This window comes from Evtepia gabavorous (assembly GCF_003425665.1).
GTDB classification, from domain to species: domain Bacteria; phylum Bacillota; class Clostridia; order Oscillospirales; family Oscillospiraceae; genus Evtepia; species Evtepia gabavorous.
The window spans coordinates 1-12,057 of sequence record NZ_QQRQ01000016.1; the positions used below are offsets into that span (position 1 = coordinate 1).

Here is a 12,057-nt window from a genome sequence, read left to right on the forward strand (position 1 = left end):
CCTGTTCCGCCATGGCGTGGAAAAGGCACGACTCTACATGATGATTTTCTTTGTGGTCTTGCTGGCCCTGGTGGCCGCCTTGGCCGGCCTGGCTGGGGCGGCGCTGCCCCAGGGCAGCATCCTCTTCCTTTTGGGCGCACCGGCAGCCCTGGTGTTGGCCCTGCTGCTCTGCCTGGCCTCGGTGCCTCTGTCCGTCCGGCAGTATGTAAAACGGCTGGGGTAACCCTTCCTTCCCCGCCTATGTTGGTACCAGCGGCACCCCCGATCTCGCCGTCGGCAGCCATCCATCCAATGGGACCGCAGCCGTCCAACTGCGGGAAAATTAGTGCTTGACAAGCCCTCTGTTTTGGTGTAAATTGAAAGGCAACAATGAAACACCACAAAGGCAAGGAAGAGAAGAGTACATCCTGTGCAAAGCAGCAGAGAGCCCCGGCCGGTGAAAAAGGGCGCGGCGTGCTGGATGGAAGATGGTCTCGGAGCCGCGCACCGACCGAAGGAGTTTCCCCTTCGTTAGGCTGCGACGGGAGCGCCCGTCATCGCGCCGGGGGTGTGCTGGCACCCTTTAAGGCCGGCTCCGTGAGGGGCCGCGCGAACCAAGGTGGTACCACGGCTGCATCAGTCGTCCTTGATGAACATCAAGGACGACTTTTTTGTTTGCTCCCATGGGAGCCATACACCCAGGATGCCGCCCAGACAGAAAGAGTACATTCCCGCGCTCCCGGAGGGGAACGGGACAAGGTAAGGGGAGAGAATTGTGAGCCAACCCATCATTCAGATTCAGCATCTGAACAAAACCTTCGGGACCGGCCCCACTGCGGTCCACGCCCTGGAGGACATCAACTTAGAGATTGAGGCGGGGGAGATCTTCGGCATCATCGGCCTGTCCGGGGCGGGAAAGTCCACGTTAGTCCGGTGCATGAACCTGCTGGAGCGCCCCACCACCGGGTCTGTCCTGGTGGACGGCAAGGACCTGACCAAGCTGCGGGACAAGCAGCTGCGCCAGGCCCGGCAGGACATCAGCATGATTTTCCAGAGCTTCAACCTGCTCATGCAGCGCACCGCCCTGGACAACATCTGTTTCCCCCTGGAGCTCATCGGCACCAAACGGGCCGACGCGGTGAAGCGAGCCCGGGAACTGCTGGAGCTGGTGGGCCTGGGCAACCGGGCCGACGCCTATCCCGCCCAGCTCTCCGGCGGCCAGAAGCAGCGGGTGGCCATCGCCCGGGCCCTGGCCACCAACCCCAAGGTCCTGCTGTGCGACGAGGCCACCTCCGCCCTGGACCCCACCACCACCCTGTCCATCCTGGCGCTGCTGAAGGAGCTCAATGAGACCCTGGGCGTCACAGTGGTGGTCATCACCCACCAGATGAATGTCATTGAGGAGGTCTGCCACCGGGTGGCCATTCTGGACCACGGCGTGGTGGCGGAGGAGGGCACCGTGGCGGAGATCTTCTCCCAGCCCAAGACAGACATTGGCCGCCAGCTGGTCTACCCCAACGGGGTGCAGATCGACCGGCTGCCCCCCTCCCGGGTCATCCGTGTGGCCTTCAACGGCGGCTCCTCCTACGAGCCCCTCATCGCCTCCCTAGCCATTGACTGCGGGGTGAAGGTCAACATTCTGGGGGCAGACACCCGGAACATCGAGGGCAAGGCCTTCGGCACCATGCTCCTGGGCCTGCCCAAGGAGCCCGAGGAGGCCGCCAAGGCGCTGCGCTACATCCAGAGCCAGCCAGACATCACCGTAGAGGAGGTAACCGGCCATGCTTGAATCCCTGTCCGCTTTCTGGGCCGAGTACGGCACCCTGCTGCTGGAGGGCACCCGTGACACCTTGATTATGGTGGGCCTTTCCACCGTTTTTGCCTATCTCATCGGCCTGCCCTTGGGGGTTCTCCTGAGTATCACCCAGCCCCATGGCATTTGGCCCCACAAATGGTTCAACCGGGTGCTGGGCTGGATCATCAACGTGGGCCGCTCCCTCCCCTTTATCATTTTGATGATCGCCATCATGGACTTCACCAAGCTCATTGTGGGCACCAAGATGGGGGTCCCCGGGGCCATTGTCCCCCTGGTGGTCTCCGCCGCCCCCTTTATCGCCCGTATGGTGGAGACCTCCCTGGCCGAGGTGGACGCCGGTGTGGTGGAGGCCGCCCAATCCATGGGGGCCTCCCGGCTGCAGATCGTCTGGAAAGTCTATCTGCCTGAGGCAGTCCCCTCCCTGATCCTGGGGGCCTCCATCTCCATCATCACCATCTTGGGCTACACCGCCATCGCCGGCGCGGTGGGAGCCGGCGGTCTGGGCGACTTGGCCATCCGCTACGGCTATCAGCGGCGGGTTCCAGAGATGATGTGGGTGACCGTGATCTTCATCATCGTCTTGGTCCAGATCATCCAATCCCTGTTCAGTTGGCTGTCCACCAAGTTGGACAAGCGTCTGAGATAAATTCTTTCATTTTATTTTAAGGAGGAACCCATCCCATGAAGAAGCTTCTTGCACTGGCCATGGCGCTGACCCTGTGCCTGGGCCTGGCCGCCTGCGGCGGCACCCCCGCTGAGGACCCCGCCGATGAAAACACCCCTCAGACTGAGACATCCGGCGAAACGGTTACCCTGAGGGTTGGCGCCACCCCTGCCCCCCACCAGGAGATTCTGGAGCAGGTCGTGGACACCCTGGCCGCCCAGGGCATCACCTTGGAGATTGTCCCTTACACCGACTATCTCACCCCCAACGTTGCTGTGGAGGAAGGGGAGGATGACGCTAACTTCTTCCAGCACATCACTTACATGGAAACCTATAACGCAGAAAACAACACCCACCTGGTGAACGCCGGCTCCATCCACTACGAGCCCATGGGCATCTACGCCGGCAAAACCACCTCTTTGGAAGAGATCCCCGACGGGGCTGTCATCGCCGTGCCCAATGATGCCACCAACGAGGGCCGTGCCCTGCTGCTGCTCCAGGACCTGGGCCTCATTGAGCTGAAGGAGGACGCGGGCCTGGAAGCCACCCCCAACGACATTACCTCCAATCCCAAGAACCTGGAGTTCAAGGAGCTGGAAGCCGCCATGCTGCCCCAGACCATTGAGGAAGTGGACCTGTCCATCATCAACTCCAACTATGCCCTCCAGGCCGGTCTGAACCCCACCACCGATGCCCTGGCCTCCGAGGACCCCGAGTCCGATGCCGCCCAGGCCTACACCAACATCATCGCGGTGAAGGAAGGCAACGAGAACAACGAGGCAATCAAGGCCCTGGTGGCCGCCCTCCAGTCCGATGAGGTCCGGGAGTTCATCGAGAGCAACTACAACGGCTCTGTTCTGCCCATGTTCTAAGGAGGATTTTCCACATTTCCCATCCTCTTCCATATCGAAGGAAACCAAGAGAGGAGGCGCCAAAAGCGCCTCCTCTCTTTTGTCCAATTCGACCATTGACAGATTATTTTATTGCTATACAATATAGATTTGCTATGTAATTGTTATTTTTTTGTGGAAAAATGAGGAAAGTGAACTATGCAGAACAACAACCCTTCCAACACGCCCGCAGAAAACAAGATGGGCGTCCAGCCTGTGGGGCGGCTGCTGGCCGGCATGGCTGTCCCCATGATGATCTCCATGCTGGTCCAGGCCCTGTACAATGTGGTAGACAGCATTTTCGTCTCCCGGCTCAGTGAGAACGCCTTGACCGCAGTCTCCTTGGCCTTTCCCCTGCAAAACCTGATGATCGCCGTCTGCGCGGGCACCACCGTGGGCATGAACGCCCTGCTCTCCCGGTCCCTGGGCGCAAAAGAGCAGGACAAAGCGGACCAGGCCGCCAACACCGGCATCTTTCTGGCTCTGTGCTCCTTCGTTCTCTTCTGCGTCATTGGGGTATTTTTCTCCCGCACCTTCTTCCAGCTCCAGACCGACGTAACGGAGATTGTATCCTCCGGCACCATCTACGCCCAAATCTGCCTGGGCTGCTCCATCGGCATCTTCTGCCAGTTCACCTTTGAGCGGCTGCTGCAATCCACCGGCCGCACCCACCTGTCCATGTGTACCCAGCTTCTGGGCGCCCTGACCAACATCATCCTGGACCCCATCCTTATCTTCGGTCTTTTCGGCGCCCCTCGCCTGGGTGTGGCCGGCGCCGCGGTGGCCACGGTCACCGGGCAGTGTGTGGCTGCGGTGGCCGCGCTCATTATGAACCTCAAGTGCAACCCGGACATTCACATCGTCCCCCGTAAAATCCGCTTTCATGGACCCACGGTAAAAAACATCTACCGCATCGGCTTCCCCTCCATTGTCATGCAGTGCATTGGCTCGGTGATGGTCTTCGGGGTCAACCGAATCCTCATCTCCTTCACCACCACCGCCACCGCTGTGTTTGGCGCCTACTTCAAGCTCCAGAGCTTTATCTTCATGCCGGTCTTCGGACTGAACAACGGCATGGTGCCCATTGTCGCCTACAACTACGGGGCCAAGAAGCCCGACCGGGTAAAGAAAACCATCAAACTGGCCATTTTCTCCGCGGTGGCTATTATGGCCGTGGGCCTGGCCGCCTTTGAACTGGCCCCTGGGGCCCTGCTCTCCCTCTTCGACGCCTCGGAAAACATGCTGGCCATCGGCACCCCGGCCCTGCGGATCATCGCCCTCTCCTTCGTGCTGGCAGGCTTCTGCATCATCTCCATGTCGGTGTGCCAGGCCATCGGCAACCCCATATACAGCCTGGTGGTCTCCGTCTGCCGTCAGCTGGTGGTCCTGCTCCCGGTGGCGTGGCTGCTGTCCCAGACGGGCAACCTTACCCTGGTCTGGCTGGCCTTCCCCATCGCCGAGCTCATGTCCCTGACCCTCAGCGCCATCTTCCTGCGCAAAACCCTTCGCATGGCCGAGCGCGCCATGACCCAGTCCGCCTCCTAACCCACCGCCCCTGTCTTTGACCGTAAAGATGGGGGCGGTTTTCTTGGCCGTAGCTCCGGCAGCCGTCTCCCGTCGCTCTACTGCTGGTTTCCCACCGCCTCGACCTCTCGTCGGTTGCCATTTTCCCCGCCTTCTGCTATGCTATGGACACACAAAACAAAGGTGGTGCCTCCATGAAGGATTCTTCCCTCGGCAGCTTTCTCCAGCAGCTGCGCAAAGAGAACCAGTTGACCCAAAAAGAGCTGGCCAGTCAGCTGCATGTCACCGACAAGGCGGTGAGCAAGTGGGAGCGGGACCTGAGCGCCCCGGACATCTCCCTCTTGATCCCACTGGCACAGATTTTAGGGGTCTCTACCACAGAGCTCCTCCAGGGCCGGCGGATGGCCGATCCACCCCAAGCGGAGACTGAAAGCAGCGTGGCGGAAGCACTCCGCTACTCCGACAGACAGGTCCGGCACCGCTTGCGGCGGCTCTGGGCCCACGCCCTGCTTCTCTTCTCCGCCCTGTGTCTGCTGGCAGCCGGCATCTGCCTGCTGTGTGATTTCTGTCTTTCTGGACGTCTCTCCTGGTCCCTGATCGTTCTGCTCTCCTTGGCGCTGGCCTGGGTTGTCACCGTCCCCCTGTTCCAGGCAAAGGTCCATCGGGTGCGCGCCTGCTTTCTGGCCCTCTCCCTGGCGCTGATTCCCTACCTGTTGGGTCTATGGACTCTGCTTCCCCTTCCACTGCCCTTCACCCTCGCCACGGCGGCGGTGTCTCTGGCTGGTCTCTGGGCGGCGTACGGCGTTTGCCGAAAGCTCCGCCACCGTCCGTGGCGGGCCGCTGGAGCCGTTCTCCTGCTCACCATTCCCGTAAGTTTCCTCATCGACTCCCTGTTTCCCGCCCTGCTGTCCCCGCCTGTCCAGGCCTTTCCCACCCCGGAGGCAGGGTTCTCCGCCCTGACCACCCTCCTTTTGGCGCTGGCCTGCCTTGGCATTGACTACGCCCGGACACATCATACCCCGCCCGCATAAAAGAACAAGCGCCCTGCCTGGCAAACCAGGCAGGGCGCTCGCTCCTTCATGGCACCCCCATGGGCAGCAGATCACCCCTTGCACACCGTGGAGAGCTCTCCTGTCTCGGTGTCGATGACATACCCTCCAATCCGGACATCCCGGGGCATGAGGGGGTGGTTGCGGATGGTGTTCACCGTGTCGGTCACCGACTGTTCCACGGTGTCAAAGCCCGCCAGCCAGCGTTCAAAGTCGATGCCGCAGTATTTCATCAGGTCAATGGACGCCTGGGAAACCCCCCGCTGCTTCATGTGGGCGATCATGCTCTCACTGTCGATGTGCTGCACCCCGCAGTCTGTGTGTCCGATGACCATGATTTCCTCCACGCCCAGCTCAATGATGGCCACCAGCAGGGAGCGAATCACACTGCCAAAGGGATTGGTCACCACCCCGCCGGCGTTCTTGATGATTTTCACGTCTCCGTTCCGCAGGCCCAGCGCCGCGGGGAGGAGCTCCACCAGCCGGGTATCCATACAGGTCAAAATGGCAATCTTCTTGTTGGGATATTTGCTGGCGGCATACTGTTCATACCGCTTCTCCTCCACAAATTTTCGATTGTATGCCAGCAGTTCCTCAATCATAGCAGCCTTCTCCTTTCATCGCACAGGGGTGTACTGGATCACCGCCTCCTCTTCCGTGGCCTCCAGCTTAAAGATCACAGGCCGCAACCCATCGTTGCAGCTGCAGATGGCCACACCAGGCCGTCCAATCCAGTCCCCATAGTAAAATAAGCCCTCTCCCGCCCCATGGGCCAGGGCAAAAACATACTGATACATGGCTTTCCATGCCTCGTCACACAGGCCCTCGGGCTTGGCATAGTCCCCATAAAAGACCTGCCCCGCCCGCAGCATGGGACATGGCCCCAGGCCGTCCGCACCGTACTCCCTAGCCAGTTCCTCGTCCAGGGTGGTCTTCAGCACGGTGATCTTCACTTTCTTCATCTGCATCCTCCTTCCTGGGGCGCTTCCACAGGGACACTTCCTCCCGCCCACTCCCCTGAAAAAAGGGACGCCAATCATCCCTGACTGGCGCCCGGTTCCCTGTTGTACTTCTCTTACTTCAGCAGGAGGTCCTTTTTCTCCAGAATTGCCGCTGCCGCCGCGCAGGCCGGGCAGTCACAATACTTGGCGCCAGCGGCCTTGATCTCCCGCCCATGGGCCGCCACCCCGGGCGCCGCTTCCGCGCCAAACACCTGGCGCCCCTCGTCGGACTCGGCAAAGGCGATCAGCTGGTCCACAGTGACCAGATCCTCCTCCAGCTCCTGTACATACTTTCGGGTCTCTTCCGCCTCCCGGTCGGTTCCAAGGGCAGCCAGCCAAGCTTGGGCCGCCTCTTTGGCCTCCCCGCTGCAGGAAAAAGCCTCCATCAGCCGGTGGGTTTGCTCCACCACATAATCCCGTACGGTTTGATCCATGGTAATCCGCCTTCTTTCTTTGAAAATGATACCTATTTTACCACACTCCTCCCACCGTTGCAACGCCAGAAATCGTCTGCTTCCTCTTGATTCGGCACACGTTCTCTGCTACAATAGGGGCCATCTTTCCCAACCTGGTGTGCAGGATTGCTGGCCCGTTCCCTTTGCCGAACCGCCTGAAATTTTCCTCTTGACATTGTTCCCGGCACACCATATAATGGAAGAGAAGTATTTTTAAGGAAGGATTGTGCCGCCTGCCATGGACGACAGCGACAACAGCGACGCCAACCAGTTTTTGCATCATTTCTATGGAATGTGACCGAGCATAACCCACGCCCTTCGGGTGGTGGGCTATGCTTTTTTGTTCTTTTGTCTGGCCTCCGCCGCAAGGCGGTCAGAATATGAAATCTCAAACAACGAAAGGAGTGGTGGATCCAACATGGATCATCCCAAACCCAAGCCTTGGCACGCCCAGCCCCTCTCCCAGGTCTATGAAACCCTTCATTCCTCTGAGGACGGCCTGCGGGATGCCGAGGCAACCGAACGTCTGCAAACCCACGGACCCAATACGCTGCGGGCAAAGCCCCCCAAGTCCATTCTCCGCATGCTGAAGGAACAGCTGCTGGACCCGATGGTCCTCATTCTCATCGGTGCGGCCCTGTTCTCCGCCCTGCTGCAGGAGTGGACCGAGGCCATTGTCATCGGAACCATCGTGGTGGTCAACGCGGTCATCGGCATCGTCCAGGAGAAAAAAGCCCAGTCCTCCCTGGAAGCCCTGCGAAACATGCGGGCGCCCACCGCCCGGGTCCTCCGGGAGGGGGAGGAGAGCATTCTCCCCGCCAGTGAGCTGGTCCCGGGCGACATTGTCTTCCTCCGGGACGGCGACATGGTCCCCGCTGACCTGCGCCTGGTGGACGCCGCGAATCTCAAGGTCCAGGAGGCCTCCCTCACCGGGGAATCCGTCCCTTCGGAAAAGGATGCGGATGTCCTGCTGGCAGCGGACTGCCCCCTGGGGGACCGGTGCAATATGCTCTACGCCTCCTCCATTGTCACCTACGGACGGGCCACCGGCGTAGTGGTGGCCACCGGCATGGACACCCAGGTGGGCAACATCGCCGACCTGCTGGACAATCAGGACGAACTGGACACCCCCATCAAGCGCAAGCTCAACGCAGTGGGCAAAACCCTCACGGTCATCGGGCTAATTGTCTGTGTCCTGATCTTCCTTCTCGGTGCCCTGTACCACCGGCCTTTGATTCCACAGTTCCTGGTGGCCATCTCTCTGGCCATCTCCATCATCCCTGAGGGCCTGCCCGCCACCGCCACCATCGTTATGGCGCTGGGCGTGCAGCGTATGGCCAAGAAAAATGCCCTGATCCGCAAGCTGCCCGCGGTGGAAACCCTGGGCAGCGCCACGGTTATCTGCAGCGACAAGACAGGCACCCTGACCCTGAACCAAATGACGGTCACCCACATCGCCGTCAACGGGGACTTTGCAGCCGGCCAGGGCACCCCTGTCGCGGAGGCGGCCCAGCGTCACCCCAAGGTCTATCAGGAATTGATCTATGCCGCCGCCCTCTGCAACGACGCCAGCCTGGACCCCGATCACCCGGGCCAGATCATCGGCGACCCCACGGAGGGGGCACTGATCTACCTGGCCCAGGCCTTCGGCATTGACCATGAAGACCTGGAGGAAACCTATCCCCGTCTGTTCGAGCAGCCCTTCGACTCCGACCGCAAGCGGATGACCACCGTGCACCGAATCCAGGACCGGAACATCGCTTACACCAAGGGCGCCGTGGACGAACTGCTCCCCCTCTGTACCCACATGCTCACTGCGGCAGGCGTCCGGCCCATGACAGAGACCGACCGGCGCCAGATTTTGTCCCTGTGCAACCAGATGTCAGAGCAGGCCCTGCGGGTGCTGGGTTTTGCCATGCGGACCTTGGAGCACATCCCCGGGGAGGAGGACGACTCCGTGGAATGCGATCTGACCTTTGTGGGCATCACCGGTATGATAGATCCTCCCCGCAAGGAAGTGGCCCGCTCCGTGGCCACCTGTCAGCAGGCCGGCATTCGGACCGTTATGATCACAGGGGACCACAAGGTCACCGCCCTGGCCATCGCCCGGGAGCTGGGCATTTACCGGCCGGGCAACACCGTCCTCTCCGGCGACGAACTGGATGCCATGTCCGAGGAGGACCTGGACGCCGCGGTGGGGACCACCACGGTCTTCTCCCGGGTCTCTCCCGCGGATAAGCTGCGGATCATTCAATCCCTGAAGCGGACCGGAGAGGTCACCGCCATGACCGGGGACGGGGTCAACGATTCCCCCGCCCTGAAGGCCGCGGACATCGGCGTGGCCATGGGGGTCACCGGAACCGACGTGGCCAAGGACGCCTCCGACATGATCCTGCTGGACGACAGCTTCACCACCATCGCCTACGCCATCAAGGAGGGGCGGCGGGTCTACCGCAACATTCAAAAGGTCATCCAGTTCCTGCTGGTGGGCAACATCGCGGAGATTCTCACCCTGTTCCTGGCCACCGCGCTGAACTGGGAGGCCCCCCTGCTGGCAGTCCATATCCTGTGGGTCAACCTGGCCACCGCCACCCTGCCCGCCCTGGCGCTGGGGGTGGACCCGGCCAGCAAAAATATTATGAAACACCCGCCGGTGCGGTCCGGCACCCTGTTTGAACGGGACCTGGTCCGCCGGGTGGTGACCCAAGGGATTTTTGTGGCCCTGCTCACCACCGCGGCCTACTGGATCGGCGTCCGTATGGCGGACCACACCACCGGGCAGACCATGGCCTTCTGCGTGCTGGCACTGTCCCAGATGCTGCGGGCCTTCAACCAGCGCTCCAACACAGAGCCCATTTGGGTGCGGGCAGAAGGCATCAACCCCTGGCTGATCGTTTCCTTTGGCGTCTCCGCTCTGCTCATGGCCGCGATCCTTTGGATTCCCCCTCTCCAGAGTGCCTTCCAGCTGACCACCCTTTCCGGCCTGTCTTGGCTGGTGGTCCTGGGGCTCTCCCTGCTCTCCATTCTTCAGGTGGAAGTATCCAAAGCCATCCGACGCCTGGGCATCTAAGCGCATTCTGCGGCCCGGCAGCCTTTGAGGCCGCCGGGCCTTTTCCCGTCCATCGGAGGGCGCTGCCCGGCGGGCTCCGTCACACAAAGACAAAAATCTGTTAAAAAAAGACCAATCTTGGAACCCGTGGTCAAAAACTTTTTTCTCCTTGTGAGCCTTTTTGTGAATTTCTTGCCTTGATCTTTTTCCCTCCGACTCCCATAATTACCATAATACCCATCTGGGACACGATTTTTATGATAAGGAGGCAGCAATTTATGGGAGTTTATGTGGTAACCGGCGGCTCCGGCGGCATCGGCGGAAAGACCGTGGAGATTCTCCGCAGCCAGGGCCACGAAGTGGTCAACGTAGACCTGAAAGACAGCGACATCTGTGCCAACCTGGCCACCAAGGAGGGCAGGGACGAGGTCATTCACACCATTCACGCCCAGTACCCCGACGGCATCGACGGCCTGTGCTGCAACGCCGGCGTTTCCGGGGCCTGCGGCAATTTGAAGCTCATGATCAGTCTGAACTACTTCGGCGCCACCAATCTGGCCCACGGTCTGTTCGATCTGCTCAAGAAAAAAGGAGGCAGCTGCGTGGTGACCTCCTCCAACACCATCTCCCAGGGCGCTGCCCGGATGGATCTGGTGGATATGCTCAATTACAGCCAGACCAAACCTGTCAATGAGGAACGCATTCTGAACATCATTGAGAAGTTCGATGAGAGCAGCCTGGCTGTGGGCAACAGCATCTATGTAACCACCAAATATGCCCTGGCCCGGTGGGCCCGCCGGGTCTCCGCCTCCTGGGCCGCCAACGGCGTGCGGATCAACACCGTGGCCCCCGGCAATGTCTCCACCCCCATGACCGCCACCATGAGCGAAAACGCCAAGGCCGCCCTGGCCGCCTTGCCCATCCCCATCAACTACGGCACCGATACCCTGATGGACCCGGAGGACATCGCCAACGTCATCGCCTTCTTGGTCTCTCCCCTGGCCCATGGGATCAACGGCAATGTCCTGTTCGTAGACGGCGGCACCGACGCGCTTCTCAACTCTGAGAAAGTCTATTAAGGAGGGTTTTCATGACTTTGATTAAGCAGTATGTGCAGGCTATGCTCAACCAGGACTCGGTGGCCCTGAGCAAGCTCTTCTCCCCCACCGCGATTTTTGTGGACTACTGCCCCAAGGACGCCGGCCAGCCGCAGCTCCACGCTTACGGCCCCGAGGGGATTGACATGTTTTTCCGGAACCGCTTCCTGTTCCGGCGGTTTGAAATCACCGATCCCCTGATCGTCAGTGACACCCAGGCCTATTACTACGCCGTCTACAACGGATATCACATCCGGGCGGTGGCCACCATCCAGGATTTCAGTGAGGATGGCGAGATTCAGCGTTTGGTGGTCCGTCCGGCCTGAGCCCAGCACACCCGCCCCCATTGGGAAGCGTCGCCTTCCCAATGGGGGCTTTTTTTCCTGTTCTTGCATGGAATTTCCTCCCATCTTGCACATTTTCCTCTCATTTTTCTGTCTATTCTGCATAATTTCTCCTCTCTTTTTTCATTTTCTCTATTCTTTTCGTTTTAATCTACATTTTTGTTATACAATTTGTCAATTATTTGTTCA

The 12,057-nt window shown here is 60.2% G+C and carries 12 protein-coding genes; 9 read left to right on the forward strand and 3 right to left on the reverse strand.

The window, feature by feature from the left end; all coding sequences use genetic code 11:
* From DV520_RS12330 to DV520_RS08860, 6 genes are all read left to right on the forward strand, one after another.
* Positions 1 to 223, forward strand: a 223-nt coding sequence (locus tag DV520_RS12330; RefSeq protein ID WP_165850079.1) for a hypothetical protein, incomplete at its 5' end; no start/stop codon positions are given.
* A gap of 528 nt (positions 224 to 751) precedes the next feature.
* Positions 752 to 1,768: a methionine ABC transporter ATP-binding protein gene (locus DV520_RS08840; RefSeq protein WP_242984678.1), complete on the forward strand. Its 1,017-nt coding sequence runs from the start codon at positions 752 to 754 to the stop codon at positions 1,766 to 1,768.
* The gene (locus DV520_RS08845; protein ID WP_021919757.1) at positions 1,761 to 2,441 is read left to right on the forward strand and encodes a methionine ABC transporter permease; all 681 of its coding nucleotides are present in this window, start codon (positions 1,761 to 1,763) and stop codon (positions 2,439 to 2,441) included. Before DV520_RS08840 ends, DV520_RS08845 begins: the two co-directional genes overlap by 8 nt.
* 35 nt (positions 2,442 to 2,476) lie before the next feature.
* The gene (locus tag DV520_RS08850; protein ID WP_021919756.1) at positions 2,477 to 3,331 is read left to right on the forward strand and encodes a MetQ/NlpA family ABC transporter substrate-binding protein; all 855 of its coding nucleotides are present in this window, start codon (positions 2,477 to 2,479) and stop codon (positions 3,329 to 3,331) included.
* Between the two features lie 177 nt (positions 3,332 to 3,508).
* On the forward strand, positions 3,509 to 4,894 hold the full coding sequence (locus DV520_RS08855) for an MATE family efflux transporter (protein ID WP_021919755.1): 1,386 nt from the start codon (positions 3,509 to 3,511) through the stop codon (positions 4,892 to 4,894).
* Positions 4,895 to 5,067: 173 nt separating this feature from the next.
* The gene (locus tag DV520_RS08860) at positions 5,068 to 5,904 is read left to right on the forward strand and encodes a helix-turn-helix domain-containing protein (protein WP_165850080.1); all 837 of its coding nucleotides are present in this window, start codon (positions 5,068 to 5,070) and stop codon (positions 5,902 to 5,904) included.
* Positions 5,905 to 5,975: 71 nt separating this feature from the next.
* Here DV520_RS08860 and DV520_RS08865 read toward each other — a convergent pair whose 3' ends face one another.
* From DV520_RS08865 to DV520_RS08875, 3 genes are all read right to left on the reverse strand, one after another.
* Positions 5,976 to 6,524, reverse strand: coding sequence for a beta-class carbonic anhydrase (locus DV520_RS08865; protein WP_021919516.1), 549 nt, complete (start codon positions 6,522 to 6,524; stop codon positions 5,976 to 5,978).
* A gap of 15 nt (positions 6,525 to 6,539) precedes the next feature.
* Entirely contained in the window at positions 6,540 to 6,884 is a 345-nt protein-coding gene (locus tag DV520_RS08870) for a TIGR04076 family protein (protein ID WP_021919517.1), read from the reverse strand.
* 113 nt (positions 6,885 to 6,997) lie between these two features.
* Positions 6,998 to 7,357 carry a molecular chaperone Hsp90 gene (locus tag DV520_RS08875; protein ID WP_117142485.1) on the reverse strand — a complete coding sequence of 120 codons (360 nt, stop codon included), beginning with the start codon at positions 7,355 to 7,357 and terminating at the stop codon, positions 6,998 to 7,000.
* 439 nt (positions 7,358 to 7,796) lie between these two features.
* On the opposite strand from DV520_RS08875, the gene DV520_RS08885 reads away from it, so the two are divergent.
* The 3 genes from DV520_RS08885 to DV520_RS08895 all read left to right on the forward strand — a co-directional run bounded on the left by DV520_RS08885 (position 7,797) and on the right by DV520_RS08895 (position 11,850).
* Positions 7,797 to 10,448: a cation-translocating P-type ATPase gene (locus tag DV520_RS08885; protein WP_117142487.1), complete on the forward strand. Its 2,652-nt coding sequence runs from the start codon at positions 7,797 to 7,799 to the stop codon at positions 10,446 to 10,448.
* 257 nt (positions 10,449 to 10,705) lie between these two features.
* On the forward strand, positions 10,706 to 11,506 hold the full coding sequence (locus tag DV520_RS08890; RefSeq protein ID WP_021919520.1) for an SDR family oxidoreductase: 801 nt from the start codon (positions 10,706 to 10,708) through the stop codon (positions 11,504 to 11,506).
* A gap of 11 nt (positions 11,507 to 11,517) precedes the next feature.
* The gene (locus DV520_RS08895) at positions 11,518 to 11,850 is read left to right on the forward strand and encodes a hypothetical protein (protein WP_021919521.1); all 333 of its coding nucleotides are present in this window, start codon (positions 11,518 to 11,520) and stop codon (positions 11,848 to 11,850) included.
* The last annotated feature ends 207 nt before the right edge of the window (positions 11,851 to 12,057 follow it).